The following is a 26,023-nucleotide window of genomic DNA, read 5'->3' on the forward strand; positions in this document are numbered from 1 at the left end:
TATTTTATCACAAATTTGAAGGAAAAAAAATCTTTGTCACAAAAACTGTGACAAAGATTGGTTAGTTGTTTGTGCTATGTTCGTCCACATGAGTTTGCGAAGACGAAGATGGAGTTGTTGGACCTTGTGATGGCACTGTATTGTCCGTTCTATTAGTATTGCGCTGGCTTGAAGATGGGACAGAAGATGATGATGGTGGTGTTTTCGGTTTATAAATAGAAATCTTAATACGAGTTGTACTTAAGTCTATTTTTTCACCTGGTTTTGGACTTTGATCCAAAACGGTTTCTTCGGCAGTTCCCTCAGGTGCTGTCGTCACCTCTACTACCTCGATATTAGCCTCCTTCACACCTACAATTTGAATCAAGTTGTTCTTTGTAAATTCAAGACTTGAACCAATGTAGCCTGGCATAGGAACAGTTGTCACCTTTTTAGCAACAGTCAAAACGATAGGGGTCGCTTTGGTGAGATCATAGTTCGTACCTTCTGAGAGACTTTGTTTCAAAATCACCCCTGGTTCCCATTCACTGGACTCTTCTTCCTCAATCTTAATCAGATTTTCGGGAACTTTGTTCTCCTTCAACTCAGCAATGACATCTGTAGATTTCTTACCAATGTAATTACCAATCTTAAAGGATTGCTTACCAGTTGAAATAATCAGATTAATCTTACTTCCCTCTTTACGGCTACTACCTGCCTCAGGATCCGTGCGAATGACACGACCTTTCTCCACTGTTTCGCTTGCCTCAGTTTTTTCATCACCAACTTCAAAGTTTGCTTTCTTCAAGGTTTCCTTGGCCTCAGCAACTGTTTGACCTGCTACATTTGGAATATCAATGGTAGCTGGTGTTCTGGATAAAATCCAGACAAGGGAAGCCAAGACCAATACGAAGCTTGCCAAGAGAACTAGATAACGTGCCTTAAAGCGACGTTTTTTCACTGGTTTTTCCAGCGGCTCTTTCGCAGCAACCTCTGGATTGACTCTAGCAGTCTGAGAAATTTCTGGCTGTGGTTGAACCTTTGGAATCGATGTTAAGGTTGTCTGAGGAACTTTTGGCAAGGTCTTGGTATCTGCCTTACTAGCATCATCAAAAACAAGTTTAGGTTCATTTCTGCGGTTATAAGACAAACTACTGGATAAATCAACATACATCTCTGAAACCGACTGGTATCGATCAGTCAATTTCTTAGCCGTTGCCTTGATAACCACATTCTCCAAAGCTTGGGGAACAGATGGGTTTTCAGCGATGACTGACGGCAGTGGTTTCTGGAAATGCTGGAGGGCGATGGTTACTGCACTATCGCCATCATATGGGATATGTCCTGTCAGCATTTCATAGAAGATAATCCCCATGGCATAGATGTCACTCTGGACAGTTGCCTTAGAGCCACGAGCCTGCTCAGGTGACAAGTAGTGGACAGAGCCCAGCATAGAGTTGGTCTGAGTCAGACTGGTCTCTGCAAAGGCTACGGCAATCCCAAAGTCCGTCACCTTAGCCGTTCCATCAGGAGTTAAAAGAATATTTTGAGGTTTTAAGTCACGATGGACAATACCTTTAGTGTGCGCTAAGCGCATAGCTAAGAGAATCTGACCCATAATACGGACAGCTTCTTCATTTGATAGGGGATAGTGTTCTTTGATATAGCGCTTGAGATCAAGACCGGCTACATATTCCATAGCCAGGTACTGTTGACCGTCCTCTTCGCCGATATCCGTTATCCGAACGATATGGGGATGATCTAAGTCAGCCATTGCACGCGCTTCACGCTGAAAACGAGCAACAGCAATCGGGTCAGTCTGGTAGTTAGTCCTTAGGACCTTTACAGCTACCTCTTCCCCGTCTAAAATCAAATCCTTGGCCAGGTAGACATCCGCCATACCTCCACGGCCAATTTGTTTGACAATCCGATACCGCCCGGCAAAAATCTTGCCGATCTGGATCATTGTGCCGCCTCCTCCTCAATCGAAACAAGGGCAACTGTAATATTATCAAGGCCACCAGCATTGTTAGCAAAACGAATCAAGGTCGCCGCTTTATCATCAAGTGAGATATCACTTGTGACAATATCACAGATTTCACTAGCTGAAATCATATTTGTCAGACCATCGCTATTGAGCAAGAGATAGTCTCCTGCTTCCAAGCTGACAATTCCTAAGTCAGGTTGAATTTCGTCTTTTTGTCCGATAGATTGGGTGATAATATTTTTTTGTGGATGCGCTTCTGCCTCTTCTGGTGTCAATTGACCCGCCTTGAGCAATTCGTTAACCAAGGAATGATCACTTGTCAGTTGACGGTACTCTTCCCCTCGAATAAGACCGATTCTAGAATCTCCGATATGGGCATAAATTGCCTGATTTCCGATAACTGCAAGAGCTTCGAGGGTTGTCCCCATTCCCTTGTAGGCTTCATCTCGTCCTAGTTGATAAATCTTTTGATTTTCAACTTCTAGATGGTGGGCAAACCATTCGCGAACTTCATTGACCGTGTCAATCTGGGTATCTACCCATGACACACCCAAGTCAGTCACAGCCATTTCACTAGCAATATTTCCTGCGCGATGACCTCCCATTCCGTCAGCCAAGAGAATCATTGTACAACCTGCTCGGTTAACAAAAAGATTGACATAGTCTTGATTATTTGTACGCTTCTGACCCACATCTGTTAATAATGAAATCTCCATTGTGTCAGTTCCTTCCTAATTGGATATCTTACGAAATTGGCTGATGAAGAATCCATCACTTCCGTATAATTCTGGAGTAATAAGGATACAGCCATCTTTTAGAATATCCTTGCATTCGTGATCTAGTTTAACCTGCTCGAACTCGGGATGACTTTCTAAAAATGCTTGAACCACTTTAAAGTTCTCTTCCGAGACAATAGTGCAGGTACTATAGGTTATTATACCACCTTTTCGTAGTGTTTGACAAACACTACCTAATATTTCCAGCTGAATTTTCTGTAATGACGCGAAATCTGCCGTTTCTTTATTATATTTGATATCTGGTTTTCGACGCAATAGACCAATCCCTGAACAAGGAGCGTCTACTAAAATTTTGTCAAATTGATCATTGCCAAAAAATTCATGCACTTTTCGAGCGTCCAGTTTTTGCGTTTGGACACGGTCCGCTACACCTAAACGCTGAGCATTTTCTTGAATCAAAGTGAGTTTATGGTCGTAGAGATCCAATGCAGTCACTTGACCTGTCGTGAGGTATGAGGCCATGTGGGCTGTTTTCCCACCTGGAGCGGCACAGGCATCTAAAACCTGCTCGTCTCCTTGCAGATGAAGAGTTGGTGCAACCAGTTGACTAGATTCATCCTGGATAGTAATAGCGCCTTCTGCAAATAAGTCATGACCCGCAAAGTGGCCTTGTTCCTTCACCAAAGCAGAAGCTGATAAAGCAGAAGCACTTGCATCAAGCAGAGCTTTAATTTCCTCTTTTCGGCTCAAATCTGTCACACGGATACTGGCTTTATTGCGTTGCAAAAGACTCTCAAAAATCGCTTGCGCTCGCTCTTCACCATACTCTTCCTTTAGCTTAGAAACCAACCACACTGGCAAAGAGTAGGCGATAGAATCACGCTTATTTTTACGCTTGATAGCGGCAATATCTGGCAAACCTTCTCGCAGAATACGGCGAAGGACTGCATTGACTAGTTTTTCGCTCCCCTTTTTTCGAAATTTAGCAATTCCAACTGCTTCATTGACCACTGCATGGTCAGGCATCTTATCCAGATATTGGAGTTGATAAACGCTCATGAGAAGAAGAACATAAAGCCAGCTGTCTAGCTTGTCTCTATCTTCGATAAAGTGCGAAATGTACCACTCAAGTGTGAGTTTTCGAGCTACGGTTCCATACACCAACTCTGTCACTAAACCTTTGTCCACCGCTGACAGTCGACTTCCCTTGAGGTGTTTATTTAAGGCGATATTTGAGTAGGCTTGATTGACAAGAACGTCCTCTAGCACCTCCAAGGCTAAACTTCTAGCCGTTTCTACTTTAGTCACCAAATCGTTCTCCTACTGCCAAAGTCCGCCCCACGCCGTTGAGGAAGGAAGCAATGTCCATTTTAGGTTTTCCTGCTGGTTGAACCTGTTTGAGAGATAGAGCTCCTTCTGCCGTTGCGACAATCAATTCTTTCTTACCGATGGAAAGAATCTCACCTGGAGTTCCATGACCTTCTACAGGGAGTGCTTCATAGATTTTGAAGCGTTCGCCCTTTAGAAAAGTATGAGCAACTGGCCAAGGATTCATCCCACGAATTTGGTTAAAGAGTTGACGATTGGTCTTGCTCCAGTCCAACTTTTCTTCTTCAGGTTTGATATTAGGCGAAAATGTAACCTGGCTTGGGTCCTGTGGTTGAGGCTGAATCTCGCCAGCAATGTATGCAGGCAAAGTATCCAAAAGCAGATCACGACCAACAATTGCCAATTTTTCAAACAAGGTTCCAACATTGTCCTCATCTGTAATTGGAATACTACGACGAAAAATCATATCTCCTGCATCCATTTCCTTGACCATTTCCATAATGGTTACTCCTGCCTCCTCATCACCCTGAATCAAGGCATAATGGATAGGAGCACCACCACGGTGTTTAGGAAGGAGCGAAGCATGAACATTGACTGCAAAATCCATGCTATCAAGGAGTTTACTTGGGAGGAATTGTCCAAAAGCTGCTGTTACAATCCCATCAGCTCCCAAATTCATAATAGCTTCCATCTCTGGACTACCCGATAATTTTTCGGGTTGGTAAATAGGAAGTCCTGCCTCTTTGGCTGCTTGTTTGACTGGGGTTTCTTGGATGACTTTTTTACGTCCAACCGCACGGTCTGGCTGAGTTACAACTGCAATAATCTCGTAGCGGTCATCTGTCAAAAGTCCCTTTAAAACAGTCGCTGAAAATTCAGGCGTTCCCATAAATATTAGTTTTGTCATATCTTCTCCTTCTTATAAAAATTGTTGCGGTTCGTGGTCAATACTGAGACGAAGTTCGCTATTTTCACGTTCTTGAGTCAAGGCCAAAACTTGGTTAAGTGTTGGGCCAAGCTCATCTTCTAAACGGTATTTAATCAAAATTTGGTAATGATAGAGGTTATGAGTGCGAGCGATAGGTTTTGGTGTTGGTCCAAGGATAATACTAGCATCCGATAAACCTGATCGCAAAATCCCCATTACTTGATAAGCACGTCTAAGAACCTCTTCTTCTTTTTTATGAGATAAGGTGATTCCAATAGTGAAATAATAAGGTGGATAACCCAACTGACGTCTGATGCCCATTTCATAGGCATAAAATCCTTCATAGTCCTGATCCTTGGCAAAGCGAATAGCATAGTGCTGAGGATTGTAAGACTGGATCAAGACCTGCCCAGCTTTTTCAGCTCTTCCTGCTCGTCCTGCCACCTGGGTCAAGAGTTGGAAAGTTCTCTCAGAAGAACGGAAATCAGGCAGGTTCAAGGCTGTGTCCGCATTGAGAACTCCGACAAGGGTCACATTTGGAAAATCCAAGCCCTTGGCAATCATCTGGGTTCCCAGAAGAATATCCGCTTCACCCTTGCCAAACTGCTCAAGTAAAGCTTGGTGACTGCCTTTTTTACGAGTTGTATCCACATCCATGCGTAGAATGCGTGCCTCTGGAAAGAGTTCCGCTAGCTCATCGTAGGCTTTCTGAGTTCCTGTTCCATAGTAACGAATACTGCGACTTTGACAGTTTGGACAGACATGAGGAATTTCCTTAGAAAAACCACAATAATGACAATTCATAGTCTTAGTATCCATGTGCAGAGTAAGAGAAATATCGCAGTTGGGACAGGTATCAACAGTCCCACATTCCCGACACATAACAAAGCTAGAATAACCACGACGATTGAGCATGAGAACCACTTGCTCTTTTTTATCCAGTCGATCTTGTATTGCCTCAATCAGAGGTGGTGTAAAGTTTGACGTTTCATTTTGCCCAATATAATCACGGAAGTCAATCAGTTGAACTTCAGGAATACTCGCTAAAGGATTGGCCCGTTGCGTCAGGCGTAGATGTTGATAAACACCCTTACCAGCACGCGCACGACTTTCTAAACTCGGCGTTGCAGAACCAAGGACCAATGCTGCTTGATTGTACTGTGCTCGTAAAAGAGCCACATCCCTAGCATGATAACGCGGATTGCTATCTTGCTTGTAGCTGGCCTCATGCTCTTCATCGATAATGATAACACCTAGATTTTTTAAAGGTGCAAAAATAGCCGAGCGAGCCCCAACGACTACCTGAGCATCTCCACGCTCCACCTTGCGCCATTCATCGTACTTTTCACCATTGGACAAGCCTGAGTGGAGGATGGCAACTTGCTCACCAAAACGAGCAATAAATCGCTCGGTCATTTGAGGTGTCAGAGAGATTTCTGGTACAAGAACAATCGCTGTTTTTCCCATATCCAAGGCACCTTGGATAATCTGCAAGTAAACCTCAGTTTTCCCACTTCCTGTAATTCCTTGAAGCAGAAAGGGAGGGTGTTGCTTCCCTATCGCGCCAGCAACCGCCTCACAGGCTTGTTTTTGCTCTGGGTTTAACTCTAAGGCTTGATTTGACTCGATTCCTTCAAAGTAGGTAGCTGAACGTTGAACTTCCTTTTGAAGAATCGTCAAAGCTCCCTGTTCCACAAAGAAATTGACTTGCTCCCGTGAGTAATGTTCTAACAAAGTAGCCAAAGGAACTGTTTCAGGATGAGCTAACAAATACTCTCGCAATTCCAATTTCTTCTTAGCACGATTTGAGATTGCTAGCTTTTCTAAATGATTAAGATTCACTTCAATCCAAGACTGTGTTTTAACCTTCTTCTGGTCTATAGCCTGATACTCTAACTTCAAAAGTCCTTTGCGAGTCAATCGCATCATCTCGGCCTGCTTTTCTAAGTCTAGAGATGAAAATGCTAAGGACTCTTGCGATCCAAACAAACGGTCTCTGTCCTCCTGACTCAAGCCTTCCAGAGGATAGAGGATTTTATCATAGCTAGAATTCAAAAATCCTGGAAGCATAGCTTTTAGAATAGAAATCTTGTATGAAAAAACTGACTTACGTAGTTCCTCTGCTAGCCAGAGTTGTTCCTCCGTTAAAACAGGAGAAAAGTCCAGCACCTCGGCAATTTCTTTTAAGTCCTCGTCTGCCACATCTGCATCAGATTGAGACTCCAACCCAAGAACAATTCCCTGAATCAAGCGATTGGCCTTCCCAAAGGGCACATGAACCCGCATACCAACTTCCAGCATGTCTACAAATTCCTCAGGGACCTTATAACTGTATGGTTGGTCCGTCTGCATCAAGGGAACATCCACAATGATTTTTGCAATAACCATATCCTCACCTCCTTCTCTACTTAAATCGTTTCAATTGATTGAGTATTCTTGCAATAGAAAAAATAAGATTGAGTCCCCCCAACCTTAAATTTTTTCACCTTCTTCTTTTTCTTTCGCGATTTGCTCTTTGATTTTCTTTTCTTCTTCTTCTCTGATACGTCTCTCTTCTTCGATACGACGACGAACTGCTTCGCGTTTTCCTTCTGGATCTGGGTGAATAGTTACATTCCCTGATTCAATTTCTTCCAAGGCTCGAAGAGTAGATTTTTCAGATTTAAATTCTTGAGTTGCAGGTGCTCCAGCTTCTAATTCATGAGCACGCTTTGCTTCCAAGATGACAAGTGAATATTTTGATGGTACCTTATCAAGCAAGGTATCAATAGAGGGTTTAAGCATCATTTGTTTGTACCTGTTTTCTAAATTTTATCGAATAGTCGGAGACTTTGGTAGCATATCCTGATAATGACCAATCACGCGGTCTACACGGAAATGTTCTGCTTCAATGACACGTTTCACACGCTCGGCCGCTAGAGGAACATGGTCATTTACAATAGCGTAGTCATACTCACGCATCAAAGCAATTTCTTCCTTGGCTTTTTCGATACGCTGAGCAATCACTTCTGCACTATCTGTACCTCGGCCAACGAGACGGTCTTGCAATTCTTCCAAATCTGGTGGTGTTAAAAAGATAAAGACCGCATCTGGAACTTTTTTCTTAACCTGGAGAGCTCCCTGCACTTCAATTTCAAGAAAGACATCGATTCCCTTATCAAGAGTTTCATTAACATAGGTCAGAGGAGTTCCATAGTAGTTGCCTACATACTCTGCATACTCTAACATTTGCCCTTGACGGATCAACTCTTCAAATTCCTCCCGTGTACGGAAGAAATAATCAACACCATCTACTTCGCCTGGACGCTGTGCCCGTGTCGTCATAGATACTGAATATTGAAATTGATTTTCAGAACTCTCAAAAATTTCTCGTCTAACCGTTCCTTTTCCAACTCCAGAAGGACCTGAAAAAACGATTAGTAAGCCTCGGTCTGCCATTATGTCTCCTTTAGATAGTTTGTGAAATGCCTTGGAAATTCATTCAGAATTCTCTTTGTGAAGCCATTTCTGTTCACTACAATCTTTCTATCTAGTGTAACAAAAAAGCAGTAATTTTTCAACTGCTCTTTCTTATTTATTTTGCATAATCAACTGCACGAAGTTCACGAATCACGGTTACCTTGATATTTCCTGGATAATCGAGATTGTTTTCGATTTTCTCACGAACTTTATGAGCTAAGATTGTGACCTTGTCGTCCTTGATTTGACCTGGGTTTACCATGATGCGGATTTCACGACCAGCTTGAAGGGCAAAACTATTTTGAACACCTTCAAAGCTATTAGCAATTTCCTCTAAATCATGGAGACGTTTGATGTAGCTTTCAAGTGATTCGCTTCGAGCTCCTGGACGGGCAGCACTCAAGGCATCCGCTGCAGCAACGATCACTGCAATCACACTCTCAGGTTCTACATCACCGTGGTGGCTAGCAATGGTATTGATCACAACTGGGTGTTCCTTATACTTGCGAGCCAATTCTGTACCAATCTCAACGTGGCTGCCTTCTACCTCACGGTCAATGGCTTTACCAATATCGTGAAGGAATCCTGCACGACGGGCAAGTGCGGCATTTTCACCAAGCTCACTAGCCATGATACCAGCCAACTTAGCAACTTCAATCGAGTGACGCAAGACATTTTGTCCGTATGAAGTACGGAACTGCAGGCGACCCATGATCTTCATCAAGTCAGGGTGAAGGTTCGGTGCACCAATTTCATAGGCTGCAGCTTCACCATATTCACGAATCTTGTTATCAATCTCTTGACGATTTTTTTCAACCAACTCTTCGATACGAGCTGGGTGGATACGTCCATCCTTAAGCAAGGTTTCCATAGTCATACGGGCAATCTCGCGACGGATAGGATCAAAACCTGACAAGGTTACCACTTCTGGCGTATCATCAATGATGACATCAACCCCTGTCAAACTTTCAAACGTACGGATGTTACGCCCTTCACGACCAATGATGCGACCTTTCATGGTATCATCAGGCAGATGAACCATAGAGTTGGTAGACTCAGCCACATACTCACCAGCAATTCTCTGCATGGCCTGAGCCAAGATATCCTTAGCTAGCTTATCTGAACGTTCCTTAACTTCTTGCTCAGCCTCACGAATACGACTAGCAATTTCCTTAGTCAAGTTTTCCTCTGTCTGAGCCAAGATAATGTCTTTTGCTTCCGACTGAGTCAGACTTCCGATACGTTCTAGTTCAGCTTGCTTTTGATTCTCAATTTCTTCTAGTTGTTCTTCACGTACATCAAGGTTTTTTGCTCTATCAGAAATACTTTGTTCTTTTTGTTCAAGTGTTTTTTCTTTGTTCGTTAAATTATCATCTTTACGATCAAGGCTCGTAGCTCTCTCCGTCAAACGACTTTCGATTTGCTTGAGTTCTTGACGTTCTGACTTAAATTCAGCGTCCACTTCTTCACGGTATTTTCTGGCTTCCTCTTTAGCCTCCAATAGTGCTTCTTTTTTAAGGGATTTGCTTTCGCTCTTAGCTTCATTGATTAATAAATCCGCTTCGCGCTCTGCTTGTCCTCGTAAATTAGTTGCTTCTTGTTCAGCATTTAAAAGCATCAACTCTGCAGCCTCTTGTGATGATTTCATCTTGACTGAGATGCTGACATATCCAATGACTAAACCAATGATGACGGCAAAAACAACAATCGCAATTGTCATGATTTCCATGTTTTTACCTCATTAAATTTGTTAATCCGAATGACATACATTCTTATACATTTTACCATAAAAATTGATTTTTAACAAACCTTAATTTGAAGTTGTTTTGGTTATTTCAGAGATTAAAATCCTTATTTCCCCTGATAAACTAGGCTATTGTTACTAACCAAATTTTTTAAGAATTTTTTTACACACAAATTAGAAAAAGCCCACCTCTCAGTAGACTTAGTAGTGATCTTTGAAGGACAAAAAAGCCACGCTATCCCCATCTATCATATAAATCAAGCGATTTTCTGCATCAATGCGACGTGACCAAACTCCTTGGTAGTCATATTTGAGTGGTTCTGGTTTACCAATTCCTGTAAATGGATCACGTTGAATATCCTTGATTAGTTTGTTGATTCTTTTTAATGTTTTCTTATCTTGGTTTTGCCAGTAGCAATAATCTGCCCAGGCATCTTCTGTAAACTTGAGCAGCATTCCTCACTCCTCAATCACATGCACCTGAGTGTGTCCCGCACGAACTTGGGACATTCCTCGCAAGACCTTGTCAGAAAGTTCCTTATTCTGTGCAATTCTCAAGGTTTCTTGAATACTATCCCACTCGCTCTTTGAAAGGACTACAATATCCTCGTCAGGATTTTTATTGACTACTGTCAAAGGCTCAAACTCATCATTTACCTTCTTCATATAGTCCTTTAAATGATTTCGGAATGTTGAGTAAAGAACTGCTTCCATAACCATACCTCGTTTTACCTCTTTTCAACTATTATACACGAAAAGAAAAAAATTGTCAGGAACTTGTACAAGATTTTTTATTTTCTATCTAGTTATTCAAAAAAACTAAAAAAAGCCTACCTCAAAGTAGACTTAGTTTATTTCGATTCTGATTGGCACTCGACCAAAATTTTGTTCTGCTATACTAGGGTGTCCCAGTTGGTAAATCTGGTCTGCCTTTTGAGTCATATCATCCCAAGGTTCTTTGCCAATTCGACTGACTAGATTGACCTGTCCCTTCAAGGACTTGAGGTGTTGCCTGCCTTTTTCAGTAAATCCAAGGACATGAATGGCTTCTGGTAAGTCACTTTCTCTAGCTTGCACCAAAATATAGGCCAAGAGGCGTCTAACACGCGCCTTGGTATAACGCTTGGTCGCAACCGCTTCAACCAATTCGTCAACAGACTGAGCCGTTTTGATAGCATCTTTGATGCGCACAGCCATTTCTTGATTGACCTGATAGATGGTGGTTAGATCTGGATTTGACAAGATTTGATAGCGAAGCAAAGAAAAATAATCTTCCCAGCTCACCTTACTAGCATTTTCAAAGAGATCAACAGAAGGCATAAAGCGTTCTAAGAAATCTTGGTCTGATTGATGCTGACGGAGAGCTGTTGCAGAGGCAAAGTCCACATCCTTGTCCACAGAATGGTAACCCGCCCCTTGACGTTTAATTGGATAAAGTTTGATGTCTCGTCCAGCAACTGCCTTAGCATAGGCAAGTGCAAGGACATGATTGGGCGTATCACCTGAAAAATTAAGACCTGCAAATTCCTTCCACATGGCTTGGGTTTTCTGAGGGTAGGAGAGAGAGTCAGGTAACTTTGCTAGAAAATCCGCCATCTCTTGACCACGTTCTGAGTATAGGTCTGCAATTTTCTGATAATCCAAAACTTCCTCTGTCCCAAAAGCTAGGCTATCAATCCCCAACCGTGCCAAGATATCTACTGCTCCTTGTCCAAAGAAATCCGCTGCCTGAACACTGACTAAAAAGGGCAATTCCACTACCAGGTCCGCCCCATTTTCCAGCGCCATCTGAGCCCGTGTCCACTTATCCACGATAGCAGGCTCGCCTCTCTGCATGAAATTCCCAGACATGGCAACAATTTTCAGTCCCTCCGCCTGATCCAGCAGGTATTTGTGGCCATTATGAAAAGGATTGAACTCCGCGATAATACCTGTAATGGTCATGATGGTCTCCTACTTCTGAGCGACGAAAAACCAACGGGTGCTAGTTTCTGTAGGCTCCTTATCCTCAAAGTCAGCATAAAGTTTGAAGGATTTGAAACCTGCCTGTTCCAGCAAAATATCATAGGTCAGAACCTCATAGGTCCGCTCCTCATGCACTTCATCGTGACGACTAAAGGAGCCGTCCGCTTCCTTGACAAAGAAAGTCAGTTCATGCACGATGGAGTGAGGAGCATCGTCCTCATAGGTATCCCAAAGCATGGCAAAGTCTTCGACGTTTTCATGGTAGGAATAGCCTGGGAAGACCTCATCTGTCTGGTAGATCGAATGCACATCAAAGATAAATACCCCATCTTCGTTAAGGACATTATACACTTCCTTAAAAACGTCTCCTACTTCTACCTCATCCTGCATGTAGCAAATAGAGTCCGAATAACAAGTCACAAAATCGTATTTTCCTGCCTTGGACAAATCCAGCATATTGCCTTCAATAAAATCAATCTTTTGCTTGGCTGAAGTAGCTCTCTTTTCAGCAATCTTCAACATATCCGCGCTCAAATCCAGTCCAGTTACATCAAAACCAGCCTGAGAAAAGCGCACAGACTGGATGCCTGTACCACAAGCCAGCTCCAAGAGTTTCTTTCTCTCCTTAGTCTTTGGCAAATGACGGAGGGAAAAATCCGTCCATTTATCGTATAAACTATCATCCATCACAGCATCGTAAACAGCCGCAAATGTTTCATAAGTCGCCATAATCATGATACCAAGTCCGCCCGTAATTCGATAGAAAATTAGGAGTCTGACGATGGAGCCGAGCTCCAAGGAAGGCTGTCTATTTTCCGAGAATTACAGGACGGGTTCAAATCCTTTCTAAGATACAAAGAGCGTTAAAAGCAAAGAGAAAATAGGAAACTTTCTGCCGTATCATCAGATACAAAGAAAGTTACTCTTTTTCTCACAGCTTTTAGCTCGTGTTCAGTTTCAACATCAACCAAACACGACACCCTTGCCTTTCTAACAATTTTCTTCTAAATTAAGCAAAGAAACCCAGTTGACTGCAACTGAGTTCATCTCCTATGCTAAGGCTTCTGAGAGATCTACTGAGTCTGCCTCATGCCATAGTTTTTCTAGGTTATAGTGGGCACGCATTTCTTCTGAAAAGATATGCACAACGACTCCACCAAGGTCTAGCAAGACCCAGCCTCCAGCTGCATCACCTTCAACATGGCTGCCTTTAAAGCCAGCTTCAGCTACTTTTTCACGGATATTTTCAGCGATAGCATCCAATTGACGGCTATTCATAGAGCTAGTGATGACAAAGTAGTCTGTTACACTGGTCAATTCTTGTACGTCAAGTGCGAGGATATCCTCAGCACGTTTCTCATCAGCCGCTTTCACGACTAGTTCTAGTAATTCTTTTTCGTTCATTTAATCCTCTTTCAAATAGTGCACATAGGCGTTATAGGTTTCAAGGGTTTGGGGATAGATAGGAAATCCTTGGTGAGCCAAATGCTCTACAGTACGAGCTGTTTCATAGGCTACTGCCTTATTGAGTGACAAACTTGCAATCTCACGCGCCTGATCCACTCCTGGAAAGGCACGATTGTGTTCGATATAGTCTGCGACGTAGATGACCTTGTCTAGGTCAGTCATCTGACTGGCTCCAACTGTATGAATTTCTATTGCACGCAAAATTTCAGGATCTTTCAAATCCAAATCTTCCTGAATCTTGTAGATACCGACCATGCCATGCCAGACATTATTGCCCCAGTTTTTAAGATCAGAGTCAAGTTGATAACGATCTATCAAGTCTAAAAATTCTTGATCTGATAGCTTTTTAGCATAGTCATGAAGGAGACCTGCCAAACCAGCTTTCTCAACATCCACACCAAAGCGCTGAGCCAATTCAATGGCTGCACGCTCTACACCCAGACAATGGGTTAGACGTTTTTCAGGTAGGAGCTCTGCCATTTTTTCCAACAATTCTTCACGCGAACAGTTGATATAGTCTTGGTATGCCATCAGTAAAGCCCTTCTTTCTCGATATAGTCTAGCACTGGTTTTGGTAGGAGAAAGTTAGGTGTACGTCCCTGGGCAATGAAATCACGCACCATGCTAGATGAGATATCCATCAGGGGCACATCTACCCAGATGACTGGATAAGAAGTCCCTGCCTTGTAGCGTGGTCGCTGAACTCCTACAAACTGAACTAGGTCGACCAGTTCATCAATTCGATACCACTTAGGTAAATAGTCTACCATGTCAGCACCGATGATAAAGTAATAATCTGTATCTGGATTCTTCTCTGTCAAGAGTTTCATGGTGTCGTAGGTGTAGGAAATACCCTTGCGCTCTAACTCGATTGTCTCAATAGCTAGTCCTTCAATTCCCTCAATCGCCAATTCAAGCATTTTGAGACGGTGGTGCTCAGGGATGGTTTCCTTTTTATCTACGTGAGGTGGCTGGTATTCAGGCATCAGCAACACTTGATCCAATCCCAACTGCTGGCGCACTTGGTCTGCCACGATCAGGTGGGCATTGTGAACAGGGTTAAAATTTCCACCCAAGATACCGACTTGTTTGCGTTTTTTATCCTTGATTTCTGGCTCTAACTCCACTTTTGTAAAGGGAGTTAACAGTTCGATTGCCATAGGCTAATCTCCTTTAGTCTTCTGTAAAAACAGTTTTTTGGAGTATATTTTTAGATTTCTTTAACTTTTTTAGAAATCTTACGATTTTCTTTCTTGCTTGATTGCTTATATAAAATCAAGATACGACCGATTTTTTGGACTGTATCCACACCGATTTCTTCTTCTAAGATTTCAGCTACTTCGTGGATATTTTCATCTGTATTTTGCAAGAGTGTAACCTTGATCAATTCACGGGCATCAAGTGCCTGACGAACGCTGGTTTTGATTTGGTCGTTGAGTCCATTTTTCCCGATTTGGATGATGGGTTTGAGGGTGTGTGCCTGGCTGTTGAGGAAGGCACGTTGTTTCGATGTTAATGACATAATCTTTCTTCCTTTTTTGATAGTTATTTTAGGTGGTGAGGGACGGTCGGAACTAATTTTCCAAAGATTTCATCTTTGAAAAATGGATTTCCTAACCTCACAATTGAGCCTAGGTCTCAATTGTGCCCCTTGCCAATCTAAAGATTGGCAATCACACCACGGCAATAACTATCTTTTTATGAGCTCACTTTGTTCGCTCAGTGATTTTAGTTTAAATAATTGCTTTTCGTGTGACGACGGCGACGCCTTCTGGTGCCCAGACGGCGACTTTTGCAGTGCCTGTTACACGGATCCAGCCTAGTCCTGAAATGACTAAATCTGTCTTGTCCTTAATATTAAAGACATGCTGGACTAGTTTTGGAAAATCTTCTTTTTCCTTGCTATTTGGTGGTGTAAGAAGGGTTCCAAGGTGCTTGTCGTAAAAGGCACTAGCTCCTTCAAGCTTGGTACGGTGCAGTTTTAGTTCATTGTCAAAGAAAGCTGTGAATCCTTGCTTTTCTCCTTCAATGAAATCAAATCGTCCCAAACCACCTAAAAATAGGGTTTGCTCTGGATTGAGCTGGTAGGTTTTAGGTTTGATTTCCTTTTTAGGACTGACATATTTGAGGTTTTTTGCCGTCAAGTAGTGGGCCATCTGGTGACGGTGGATAATTCCCGGTGTATCATAGATATAAGAACCATCATCAAGTGGAATCTCAATCTTGTCCAAGGTTGTCCCTGGGAAACGCGAAGTTGTGATGACGTTCTGGTCACCCGTAATTTCCTGGATGATGGCGTTGATAAGAGTTGATTTTCCAACATTGGTAACCCCAACTACATAGACATCACGACCCTTACGGTAGTGCTCAATTTTCTCAATGACTTCCTTGATAGCATGCTTATTTTGCGCTGAAGTCAAGACAACATCGACTGGACGAAGTCCTTCTTCATGGGCACGTTCCATGAGCCATTGGCTAATCTTACCAGGTTTAACCGACTTAGGCAGGATATCTTTTTTATTTCCGACCAAGAGGACATCATTGCCCGAGACAAAACGTGGCAATCCTGGGATGACAGAACCATTAAAGTCAAAGATATCAATGACATTAACCACCAAGGCATCACTATCTCCTACCTCGTGCAAGAGTTTTAGGAAATCATCATCCGTCAACTGCACATCTGTGATTTCATTGTAATGACGAAGACGGAAACAGCGTTGACAATAGACTTCACCTGTCTCCAAACCTTTTTCAAGTGCTGACTGAGGCGTAAAGCCTAGACCAGCCTTATCTGTCGTCTGAATGGTTGCTCCACAGCCAATACAGAGTATTTCTTCCATAGTTAGATTCCTTTTTTATAAGTAATAGGGCCGTACTTTTCAGCGATTTTTCTCATGACACGGCGCTCACGAGCGCGGTTAATCTGTGTTTTGATAGAGTCATGCTGGACCAAGGGTTTGACCAAAATCGAACGAATCCCAGCACGGTGAGCCGCTCGAATATCCGTCATGAGTTGATCCCCAACCATGACCACTTGGTCTTTTTCATAGCGGAAATGTTTCATGGCACGGTTAATTCCTAAAGTAAAGGGCTTCAGTGCCCAGTAAACATAGTCAATGTCAAATTTTTCAACTGCTCGTTTGACACGTTTGGGTGTGTTATTGGATACTACAATGATACGAATCCCAGCATCACGAAGGTCATGTAACCATTGCTTCATCTCTGCTGTTCCATCTGGATTATTCCAAGCAATCAGGGTATTATCCAGATCAACCAAAACAGCCTTGATACCCTGCTCCTGCAGGCTTTGGACTGTCAGATCATAAACTGCTTCCACAGCAAAATCTGGCATGTAATTTTCAATCGCCATTCTGGCTCCTTTTCTTAACTTATTCTTGCAATTCTTTTGAGAAACTGGGCTAGAACAAGCCACAAGACAGCACTAGCCAAGGTGATATAGATCCAAGCATGCTTGTCCTCCATAAATGGAAGAGGAACGTTCATCCCGAAAAATCCTGTGATAACCGCAAGCACGGCCAATAAAACTGAAATGATGGTCAAGGTTGTCAAGTTATCATTCAGGTTGTTGTTTAGGATATTATTGTATGAGCCAGATAGTTGTTGAAGAACTTGAGAAATCAAGTCTGTCATAGATACCAACTGATGAGCCTCAATCATAGCATCATCAAACTGCTCTTTTTCAATTTCGTCAAAACGGCGATAGAGGGCATGCCCTTGGATATGCTCAAGTAAGATACGGTTTTGTTTGGCAGCTGCCGTTAGATAAACCATACCTGTCTCCAAGTCGGAGAGGGCAAAGAGATTTTTCTTGGTTGTTCTCTGACGAAGCAAACCGTTGACTTCATCTTTACTCTTATCCATCTTTTCAATAATTGGATAGTAGGCGTTACTAATGATTTCTAGACTAGCAAAAAGAAATTTGTAAATGGACAGGGACTCATGGCTTTCGAGATAAGCTAACATCTGATCAATGACGTAAGCATTCTTATGGTTACTGATGGTAATCATTCGTTGTTTTTCAACGATAAAGGTCATAGGAATGGCTTCATAGTATTCCTTGTCCCTTTCTAAGTCAAGAACGTTGTAGATAAAGGTTACTGTTCCGTTTTCACGGTTATAATCCATGTGGGCTCGTTCGTTTCTATCCAGCGCATATTCGATGGTTTCTTTATCCAATCCGTAGATTTCAGACAAATCTTCAAGATTTTTGATGATTTCCACATCTAGATTAATCCAGGTGCAACCATTCCCTAACTGCTTATCTAAAAACATCGTTTCTCCTTTACCAAACTCTTTCTATTGTACCATAAATCACGTAAAATTTCAGTTCTCTTCTTTCCTTGAAAAATTACTCACAACGGTAATATTGCGGTTAGGAACAAAGTGAAGGGCTTGGTCGTCACTTCTCAGTTGAGTCGTCCGAATTCCAACACTGACAACCTTACCTGATACGGTAATAGGACCATTGGTCAAAACAACCTCATCTCCCACATCGAGTTGACGTTCAAAGAGGATGAAAAAGCCATTGATAACATCAGACAGGAAACCTTGTGCTCCCATACCGATAGCTACACCTGCAATCCCTGCACCTGCAAGCAGGCTAGAGACAGGTAATCCTAGAATGGATAAAATACAGTAAATCAAAAAGAAATAAAGTGTATAGTTGAAAATATTTTCAAGCAAACGAGAAATGGTTTTTTGTCTACCTGCATCTCGATTTGAAAATTTAAGTGAGGGTTTAACAATCTTTCCTACAGCAACATGGAGGAACTTTTTAGCTATGTAAAATAGAAGAATGAGAAGTAAAAGAGAAATCACCTTGGTCAAGAGATTCTCTAAAACAGTTGTTAAATCTAATTTATCCAGATATCGTTGAAAAAATTCTAGCATACAAAACTCCTTTCCTTTTCATTATACCACAAATCTATCAAGCTATTATTTTCATAAATATTCATTTGTTTTATGTAAATTTACAACTAACTTGCTTTTCAAGCATATTTATACTATAATCATAAACAATACACAGTAAGGAGACCTCTATGAAAAGAATCATTCGTGCTTGGAATAAAACAAATCTTATCAAAAGAATAGGGTTCGGAATGACCATTGGGGCTATCCTCGGTCTATTAGTTCCCAATGTCTCCGGAATCGGTTTACTTGGAGATTTATTTGTAGGAGGCCTTAAGGCTATTGCTCCTATTTTGGTCTTTGCCCTAGTTGCCAACGCCCTTTCTCAACACCAAAAAGGCCAAGATAGTAATATGAGAACGGTCATTTTCCTCTATTTACTTGGAACTTTTGCTGCGGCTCTTGTGGCGGTTATGGCCAGCTTTCTCTTTCCTGTTCAGATTGTCTTAAGTAGCGCTAGCACTGAAGTTTCTCCTCCAGATGGTATCGGGCAAATCCTTAGCAATCTCCTACTAAAAATCGTAGACAATCCTGTCAATGCGCTTATTCAAGCTAACTATATCGGGATTCTATCTTGGGCTGTGGTTTTCGGGACCGCCATGCGAGAAGCTAGCAAAAATAGCAAGGAGCTACTCAAAACAATGGCCAGTGTGACTTCAAAAATTGTCGAATGGATCATCAACCTTGCGCCCTTTGGTATCCTGGGCTTGGTCTTCAAAACCATCTCAGACCAAGGTATCGCTAGTTTAGCAAATTACGGAATCCTACTCGGACTTTTGATTGCCACTATGGTTTTCGTTGCCCTAGTGATCAATCCTCTGATTGCTTTTCTCTTTATCAAGAAAAATCCTTATCCGCTAGTCTGGAAATGTTTGCGTATCAGTGGTGTCACTGCCTTTTTCACACGTAGCTCTGCGGCCAACATCCCAGTCAATATGAAACTCTGTAAAGATCTTGGGCTCAATCCTGATACTTACTCTGTCTCTATCCCTTTGGGATCAACCATCAATATGGCTGGCGCTGCTATTACTATCAACATCTTAACTCTCGCAGCAGTCAATACACTTGGAATCTCTGTTGATTTTGCAACTGCCTTTGTGCTCAGTATCGTTGCAGCTATCTCAGCCTGTGGGGCTTCTGGTATTGCAGGTGGCTCACTCCTTCTCATCCCTGTCGCTTGTAGCCTCTTTGGTATTTCAAATGATATTGCCATGCAGGTTGTGGGGGTAGGATTTGTCATCGGTGTTATCCAAGACTCTTGCGAAACAGCCCTTAACTCTTCGACCGATGTACTCTTTACAGCAGTTGCCGAATTTGCAGGTCGGAAGGCTTGACCTATTTGAAATTCCTTTTATAATATGTAGTATAACTATTATTCATTCGGAAAGTATTCTATGTCTATCACCCAACGTACTTTTAAACTTGTTTTAGCTACTTGTCTAGCCTGTGTTCTAGCCTACTTTCTTGATTTATCTTCAGCTGTTTCTGCTGGGATCATCGCCCTTTTGAGCTTATCAGATACCCGTAGAAGCACGATTAAGTTAGCTAAAAACCGCTTATTCTCAACCCTGCTAGCTCTGTCTATCGGCGTCTTGGCCTTTCAACTGACTGGCTACCATATCTGGAGTTTTGGTCTCTATCTGGCCCTCTATGTTCCCCTTGCCTATAAATTCGGTTGGGAAATTGGGATTACCCCTAGTAGTGTCCTGGTCAGTCATCTCTTGGTTCAAGAGTCTACATCACCAGATCTGCTAGTGAATGAGCTCCTCCTATTTCTTATTGGTACGGGATTTGCCTTGACTGTCAATCTCTACATGCCTTCTCGGCAAGAAGAAATCCATCTCCATCATCTCAAGGTAGAGGAAAAACTCAAACACATTCTACAACGTTTTGAATATTATCTTGGAAAGGGCGATGGCCGCAACCGTGCTCAACTCGTTGAGGAACTGGATCAGCTCCTCGAAGAAGCTCTCAAACTGGTCTATCTTGATCACTCTGACCATCTCTTCCATCAAACCGATTACCATATCCACTATTTTGAAATGAGACAGAGACAGAGTCGTATTCTTCGCAATATGGCCCAGCAAATCAACACCTGTAATCTAGCCGCAAGTGAAAGCCTGATCCTTGCTCAACTTTTTGCGAAAATTGCCGATCAACTCAGCCAGACCAATCCTGCAGATGATTTGCTAGCTGCTATCGAAGGCTATCTTGAAGTTTTTCGTCATCGCACACTCCCAAAAACAAGAGAAGAATTTGAAACACGCGCAACCTTACTCCAACTCCTACGCGAATTGGAAAACTTTATCCAACTGAAAGTTGACTTCTACAAACGCTATGCTGAAGAATATAGCGATTTATCTTAATAATCAAAACACCTTTTGAACCGCAAAAACTTGCCATTCAAAAGGTGTTTTTCTGTCTTAAACCTAGCTAACTAGTGAATCATTCTCACAAAATATCAAAATTGACTTGAACTTCTATGATACTTTAAATGATTGACTTATACTCTTCAAAAATCAAATTCAAACCACGTCAGCTTCGTCTTGCCGTACTTAAGTACAGCCTGCGGCTCGCTTCCTAGTTTGCTTTTTGATTTTCATTGAGTATTATCTTGCTCTTAAGAAGTATAGATGGAATTTCTAAACTCATTTGATTCCTTGAGATATGCTTTGTATATAGCTTTTTTCAACTTCTGAACAGGAGTTTCAATGAAACGGTATTGTTTTTGGCTGATATTTCCTGCTTTAATCTGGGCAAGTTCTTCTTTTACCGCTTCTTCCATCAATTGCTTCATTCTTTCAGGATTAGAAATCAGTTCTTGCCTACCTTTATACTCAATCGTAATCGGTTTTAACTTGCTGATATTAGCAATCCGTTCATCCATTTGTTCCTTCTTGAATTGAGCATAGGTTTTGCCAGCTAAGATCTTTTCAAAGATATATTGATCTGACAAGGGACGATTCTCGTTTTCAGCATCTTGCTTATACTGATTAGAGACATAAGGAACGAAGCCTTCGTAGTAACCAAGACCTGCCATGAGTTCAAAGGCTTGTTTTCTAAAGCTGATATCGCCACTCATCCCCTTGTCATTTTCGTTGACACCATAAATCGTATCAAACATATCAACGGTATAATAGCCATTGGCATCTACTTTACCTGTAGCCGTGAATCCCTTTATAATATAGCGATTTACTACGATGTGATTGTCAATCAAGCTATGAACATCGCCTAGCATGCTAGCATCTGCCTCTGTCAAGGCCTTGATTTCCTCACTCTGGTGGGTTGGTTTGACAGATGGATTTGGATAAGAAACAGGAGTTCTTGAACCACTTGTCGCACTCGGCAAGAGTTGCTTGAAGTAGACTGCCTTATCCGCTGCTGACAATCCTCGACTTGCCTCAGCTTCTAGATAATCCAAAGTATAGAGAACATCGAAACTACCATGCATATATTCTTTCAAATCTGTGGCTGATTTAAAGCGTTCTGGTGTTTTGTTGTAAAAACTTTCTTTGTCACTCTCATCATAAACAAAGTTCAAGTTAAAGTAGCTATCCGTTTCAGGAGTGTAGGAGTTTTCAAAGATTCCACGTGCATAGAATTCTGCTCCTGTACCATCCCGTCGACCATAATTATTAAAGAGAACTGTACGATCCAACAAGTGAGTCATTTCATGAGAATAGGTTGCTGACCCTCGATCGTCCAAAACCCTATCAATAAAGTAGCGCACACCAGCCCCATTAGCCTCAGCACCTACTGATTGAGAAGGAGAATACATGCCTAGCGGAGACATGAAATCCTTGACTCCCTTATCCGCCTCTGGACCAAACTCCTTAGACCAGGTTTCCTTGATGCCTGCATTTTGCTTGCTAGTATACTTTTTCATAGTATCCACAATCAAACGGTTGGTTACTAGTTTTGATTGATTGTCTTTTTTAGTGATTCTATAAAGCGTATCAACATAAGCAGCCTGACGCTCAGCCGTCAGTTCAACCAGAGCCTTCACTTTTTCCAATTCAGCCTTATATTGAGTAGGATTGCTCTGAGCCAGTGAGCTATCCATATAAGTTCCGATATTCCCGTAAGAAACGGTTGCCATATTTGTAATAGCATAGATACTTGGTTCCTTGATATTCACTAGTCCTAGAAGGGTAGCCAGGTTATATTGTTTGCGATTATCAATCTGTTGAGGTTCTGCCCCATACTTGGCAGGGTCAGAGGTTAATTTCGTGTAGAGACTTACATTTTCGTCTGTTTTTTCTTTAGATTTCTTCTCTACAACGATAGCTTTTGTAGCATCCTTCAACCAAGTATCGCCATCCATACTTGTAAAGGTAGTTCGGTTATAGTCAAGAAAGTCTAATAGAGTTGACTTATCGGTTACCTTTCCAAAGTATTTTTCAAATGTTCGTGGACTATTGACCAGCTTCATCTCATCATAGCTCATTGAACCCAGAGATGTTAGCCACTCTAGTGATGTCACCTTTTTACCAAAGGAACTTGGATTGTAGGCAAGAATATCACGGATGTTGGTCTTGCCAAAGTCAATATTGTAGAAACGATTGATATAGGTTAAACCTAGGAGAATTTTTTCCTTATTAGCTTCTAGCTCTGCCTGAACCTTAGCTCTGCTTTCCGCTGTGTTTCCAAGCACACTCAAGCTATGGGCTACAACTTTTTTAAGGTCTGTATCTAGGGTCTTTTTCGTTTCTTCAAGCGCGTCTTTAATAGATAATCTTTCTAGATATTCTTTGCGAAGGACTTCTTTAACCTCTTCATCTGTAATAGTAGGATTTGTCTTTTTGAGTTCAATCTTCTTACTAATCACATCTCGTCCCAGAATATTTGGTCTGAGGGCATTTGTCACGTAAGGATTGGAAAGCAAATCCACAGCCTTCATTCCTTGGCTAGCAGGCCGTACATCGATAGCATTTTCTAACTCCGTATTCACTGGAAGAAGATGTGGTTTGTTTTCTTTGGTTCCCACCAAGATGACCTTTGGCTTCATTGCTTTTGTCACAGCACTTGTTTCCGTGTGTGATAGCAATTCACCTGTTTGAGAATTTACTTCATAGACTCTGGTAGTGGTGGTCTCGCCAGGCTCGCCCTGGCTTTCTACTTTTTCAAGATCCTTATCAAGTCTTGGATCCTGACGGCGTTCCTCCTTGATTGGAATTGATATCACGATAGTTTGGACATTTCCAACTTTCACTACCTTATCAATCGGAGCTGTTACTTCTTTTTGGTGATCTCTTTCTGTAACCTGACCTGTCTGAGCATCTACTTGGTAGGTGGTAGTCGTTTTTTCGCTTCCTTCCTTACCTGAAACAGCAACTTTTTCTGTTTGATAAGGAAGCGCAGGGTCCGCTTCATATATCGTTTTATTGGTGATAACCTTCGTTTCCACACTTGGTTTGCTTCCAACTAGAATAATCTCATCTACCTTTTCCACCAAGGTTTTTGATGTACTAGACTCTGTAATCTGGCCACTTGTTTGATCTCTTGTATATCGGGTAGTGGTTTCTACTTGTCCCTTGACCCCATGTGTTTTCGTTTTTCTAGAACCGACCTCTTGACTGTCATCTGCTTGATAAATTATTTTGTAGGGGATTGTTTGGGTTTCAATTTTTGGTTGTGGTAAAGGCAGGGGCTCTTTTTTAGTTCCTACAAGGATGATTTCTGGAATCGGAGCTCTTGTTATTTCATTAGAAACCAGTTTGCGACTTTCCTTGCCATCTACAGTCGTAACCTCGGTTAAGATGGTACGTTCACCATCGACTCCAGCTTGAACAAGTCTAACTTGGCCGTCAGATAAAGTTGGGTCTTCCTTTCGAATAGTCTCATAAGGAACTGACTCTCTTGTTACTTCCAATTCTGGTTTATCTTCAATAAGACTTGGAGCACCTTCGCTTGGAATTGTGGTGGATTCTACCTTAATGCCTACTGCGATAATTTCGGTAACGGGCGCGGTTGTTATTTCATTAGAAACCAGTTTGCGATTTTCCTTGCCATCTACAGTCGTAACCTCGGTTAAAATAGTACGTTCACCTGCTAGGCCTGATTGGATAAGGCGGGTTTGACCCTTAAGCAAGTCTGGATCTTCCTGATGAATAGTATCATAGGCAACGGCTTCTGTTGTAACCTCAAGTTTTAGCTTCACCTCGACCAAGCTTGGAGCACCTTCACTTGGAATTGAGGTGGACTCTACCTTAGTGCCTACTGCGATGATTTCTGATACAGGGGAGGTGGTGACTTCATTGGAAACTACTTTACGAGTTTCCTTACCATCAACCTTGGTGACCTCGGTTAAGATGGTACGCTCGCCTGCTACGCCTGATTGGATAAGGCGAGTTTGACCCTTAAGCAAGTTTGGATCATCCTGATGAATAGTTTCATAGGCAACTGCTTCTGTCGTAACTTCCAATTCTGGTTTATCTTCAACAAGACTTGGAGCACCTTCGCTTGGAATTGAAGTGAACTCTACCTTAGTGCCTACTGCGATGATTTCTGATACAGGGGCGGTGGTGACTTCATTAGAAACTACTTTACGGGTTTCCTTACCATCAACCTTGGTGACTTCGGTTAAAATAGTACGCTCACCTGCTACCCCTGCTCGAACAACACGAGTTTGACCCTTAAGCAAGTCTGGATCTTCCTGATGAAGAGTATCATAAGCAACGGATTCTGTCGTAATTTCAAGCTCTGGTTTCACCTCGACCAAGCTTGGTGCACCTTCACTTGGGATTGAGGTAGAGTCTACCTTATCTGCTTGTAGGGAATGAGGTTTTGTATCTTCAGTCCTAGAAATTTCCTCATTTTCTCTTACAAAGTAATAACCTGTAAATTCATAACCCTCAATCCTTTCTGGACTAGGCAAAAATTCTCCTACAACTGTTTTGACAAGAGCTGGACGAAGCTCCACTAAGTTCTCCAAGGCAGAAACCGATAGAGCAGTCCCACCCACAGCCAAAACTGTCACTAGAAAGAGAGAGGCTCCCTTTCTCTTTTTAATGAGAGTGAGCGAAACTAACAAGATTCCTGTACCTAGCACAGGCAGGATAGCATTTGAAAACAAGCCAGTATCCGGTAACTTCGCAGTAGATTTACGGTAGACGAAGTAATAATCCTTACCTTCCTCCACTTGGATAGCATTCTCTTCAAACCAACGTAGTTCAGCCTTCAAAGATTCAGGCAAGTCTTTATCTTCTACATAGTGTGACACTAGCTGAGGAATCCTTTCCTCTGCAAGCACAGTATTTCCACTTGTGCTTACAAAAAATAAACTCGTTCCTAATAAGACGGAACAAGTTCCTACTGCATACTTTCTCAAAGAAAAGCGTTGTTTTTCTTTAACATGATGTTCTTTCATGACAAACTCCAATTTCGTATCTATTCCTTCTCACAGTATATCAAAAATAGTAAACACCTACAAAAGATTTGAATAATAAAATTCCTATATCTAACTCCTTTATCCAATTTTAAAGAAATCCATCCTTATC

Annotated in this window: 23 protein-coding genes; 2 read left to right on the forward strand and 21 right to left on the reverse strand. The window is 42.0% G+C overall.

Features of this window, described 5'->3' with window-relative positions; all coding sequences use genetic code 11:
- Positions 1–61: 61 nt before the first annotated feature.
- From pknB to ACORHT_RS07870, 20 genes are all read right to left on the reverse strand, one after another.
- Complete coding sequence (pknB, locus tag ACORHT_RS07775; RefSeq protein WP_434349943.1) at positions 62–1,945, reverse strand: Stk1 family PASTA domain-containing Ser/Thr kinase; 1,884 nt, start codon at positions 1,943–1,945, stop codon at positions 62–64.
- Positions 1,942–2,682 carry a Stp1/IreP family PP2C-type Ser/Thr phosphatase gene (locus tag ACORHT_RS07780; protein WP_434349944.1) on the reverse strand — a complete coding sequence of 247 codons (741 nt, stop codon included), beginning with the start codon at positions 2,680–2,682 and terminating at the stop codon, positions 1,942–1,944. The genes pknB and ACORHT_RS07780 overlap by 4 nt, the downstream gene beginning before the upstream one ends.
- Positions 2,683–2,697: 15 nt before the next feature.
- Positions 2,698–4,011: a 16S rRNA (cytosine(967)-C(5))-methyltransferase RsmB gene (gene rsmB, locus ACORHT_RS07785; RefSeq protein WP_434349945.1), complete on the reverse strand. Its 1,314-nt coding sequence runs from the start codon at positions 4,009–4,011 to the stop codon at positions 2,698–2,700.
- Entirely contained in the window at positions 4,004–4,939 is a 936-nt protein-coding gene (gene fmt, locus ACORHT_RS07790; protein ID WP_434349946.1) for a methionyl-tRNA formyltransferase, read from the reverse strand. The genes rsmB and fmt overlap by 8 nt, the downstream gene beginning before the upstream one ends.
- A 12-nt stretch (positions 4,940–4,951) precedes the next feature.
- Positions 4,952–7,348 carry a primosomal protein N' gene (locus ACORHT_RS07795; RefSeq protein WP_434349947.1) on the reverse strand — a complete coding sequence of 799 codons (2,397 nt, stop codon included), beginning with the start codon at positions 7,346–7,348 and terminating at the stop codon, positions 4,952–4,954.
- An 84-nt stretch (positions 7,349–7,432) separates the two neighbouring features.
- Positions 7,433–7,747 carry a DNA-directed RNA polymerase subunit omega gene (rpoZ, locus tag ACORHT_RS07800; RefSeq protein ID WP_434349948.1) on the reverse strand — a complete coding sequence of 105 codons (315 nt, stop codon included), beginning with the start codon at positions 7,745–7,747 and terminating at the stop codon, positions 7,433–7,435.
- Between the two features lie 24 nt (positions 7,748–7,771).
- Positions 7,772–8,398, reverse strand: a complete 627-nt coding sequence (gene gmk, locus ACORHT_RS07805; RefSeq protein WP_000775049.1) for a guanylate kinase — start codon at positions 8,396–8,398, stop codon at positions 7,772–7,774.
- Between the two features lie 136 nt (positions 8,399–8,534).
- Positions 8,535–10,148, reverse strand: coding sequence for a ribonuclease Y (locus ACORHT_RS07810; protein ID WP_434349949.1), 1,614 nt, complete (start codon positions 10,146–10,148; stop codon positions 8,535–8,537).
- Positions 10,149–10,364: 216 nt separating this feature from the next.
- Positions 10,365–10,619 (reverse strand): Txe/YoeB family addiction module toxin, encoded by a 255-nt coding sequence (locus ACORHT_RS07815; RefSeq protein ID WP_434349950.1) that lies wholly within the window; start codon positions 10,617–10,619, stop codon positions 10,365–10,367.
- A gap of 3 nt (positions 10,620–10,622) precedes the next feature.
- Entirely contained in the window at positions 10,623–10,877 is a 255-nt protein-coding gene (locus ACORHT_RS07820) for a type II toxin-antitoxin system Phd/YefM family antitoxin (RefSeq protein ID WP_186822552.1), read from the reverse strand.
- Between the two features lie 132 nt (positions 10,878–11,009).
- Positions 11,010–12,107 carry a nucleotidyltransferase gene (locus ACORHT_RS07825; protein WP_434349951.1) on the reverse strand — a complete coding sequence of 366 codons (1,098 nt, stop codon included), beginning with the start codon at positions 12,105–12,107 and terminating at the stop codon, positions 11,010–11,012.
- A 9-nt stretch (positions 12,108–12,116) separates the two neighbouring features.
- Entirely contained in the window at positions 12,117–12,857 is a 741-nt protein-coding gene (locus ACORHT_RS07830) for a class I SAM-dependent DNA methyltransferase (RefSeq protein WP_434349952.1), read from the reverse strand.
- Between the two features lie 321 nt (positions 12,858–13,178).
- Positions 13,179–13,532 carry a ribosome silencing factor gene (rsfS, locus tag ACORHT_RS07835; protein WP_434349953.1) on the reverse strand — a complete coding sequence of 118 codons (354 nt, stop codon included), beginning with the start codon at positions 13,530–13,532 and terminating at the stop codon, positions 13,179–13,181.
- The gene (gene yqeK / locus ACORHT_RS07840; RefSeq protein ID WP_434349954.1) at positions 13,533–14,126 is read right to left on the reverse strand and encodes a bis(5'-nucleosyl)-tetraphosphatase (symmetrical) YqeK; all 594 of its coding nucleotides are present in this window, start codon (positions 14,124–14,126) and stop codon (positions 13,533–13,535) included. It lies immediately after the preceding gene.
- Positions 14,126–14,755 carry a nicotinate-nucleotide adenylyltransferase gene (locus ACORHT_RS07845; RefSeq protein WP_434349955.1) on the reverse strand — a complete coding sequence of 210 codons (630 nt, stop codon included), beginning with the start codon at positions 14,753–14,755 and terminating at the stop codon, positions 14,126–14,128. The genes yqeK and ACORHT_RS07845 overlap by 1 nt, the downstream gene beginning before the upstream one ends.
- A gap of 50 nt (positions 14,756–14,805) precedes the next feature.
- Entirely contained in the window at positions 14,806–15,117 is a 312-nt protein-coding gene (gene yhbY, locus ACORHT_RS07850; RefSeq protein WP_000060171.1) for a ribosome assembly RNA-binding protein YhbY, read from the reverse strand.
- Positions 15,118–15,328: 211 nt separating this feature from the next.
- The gene (gene yqeH / locus ACORHT_RS07855) at positions 15,329–16,435 is read right to left on the reverse strand and encodes a ribosome biogenesis GTPase YqeH (RefSeq protein ID WP_434349956.1); all 1,107 of its coding nucleotides are present in this window, start codon (positions 16,433–16,435) and stop codon (positions 15,329–15,331) included.
- A gap of 2 nt (positions 16,436–16,437) precedes the next feature.
- Positions 16,438–16,965, reverse strand: a complete 528-nt coding sequence (locus tag ACORHT_RS07860; protein WP_075229327.1) for a YqeG family HAD IIIA-type phosphatase — start codon at positions 16,963–16,965, stop codon at positions 16,438–16,440.
- A 14-nt stretch (positions 16,966–16,979) separates the two neighbouring features.
- Positions 16,980–17,888: a magnesium transporter CorA family protein gene (locus ACORHT_RS07865; RefSeq protein WP_434349957.1), complete on the reverse strand. Its 909-nt coding sequence runs from the start codon at positions 17,886–17,888 to the stop codon at positions 16,980–16,982.
- Positions 17,889–17,939: 51 nt separating this feature from the next.
- Complete coding sequence (locus ACORHT_RS07870) at positions 17,940–18,506, reverse strand: mechanosensitive ion channel family protein (RefSeq protein ID WP_434349958.1); 567 nt, start codon at positions 18,504–18,506, stop codon at positions 17,940–17,942.
- A gap of 149 nt (positions 18,507–18,655) precedes the next feature.
- On the opposite strand from ACORHT_RS07870, the gene sstT reads away from it, so the two are divergent.
- Together sstT and ACORHT_RS07880 are read left to right on the forward strand one after the other, a co-directional pair.
- Complete coding sequence (gene sstT, locus ACORHT_RS07875) at positions 18,656–19,858, forward strand: serine/threonine transporter SstT (protein ID WP_434349959.1); 1,203 nt, start codon at positions 18,656–18,658, stop codon at positions 19,856–19,858.
- 60 nt (positions 19,859–19,918) lie between these two features.
- Positions 19,919–20,890 (forward strand): aromatic acid exporter family protein, encoded by a 972-nt coding sequence (locus ACORHT_RS07880; protein ID WP_434349960.1) that lies wholly within the window; start codon positions 19,919–19,921, stop codon positions 20,888–20,890.
- 254 nt (positions 20,891–21,144) lie between these two features.
- On the opposite strand, the gene ACORHT_RS07885 is transcribed toward ACORHT_RS07880, so the two are convergent.
- Complete coding sequence (locus ACORHT_RS07885) at positions 21,145–25,893, reverse strand: ZmpA/ZmpB/ZmpC family metallo-endopeptidase (protein ID WP_434349961.1); 4,749 nt, start codon at positions 25,891–25,893, stop codon at positions 21,145–21,147.
- Positions 25,894–26,023: the final 130 nt, after the last annotated feature.

The sequence above is a fragment of the Streptococcus sp. KHUD_014 genome, from assembly GCF_051106275.1.
In the GTDB taxonomy this organism is placed as follows: domain Bacteria; phylum Bacillota; class Bacilli; order Lactobacillales; family Streptococcaceae; genus Streptococcus.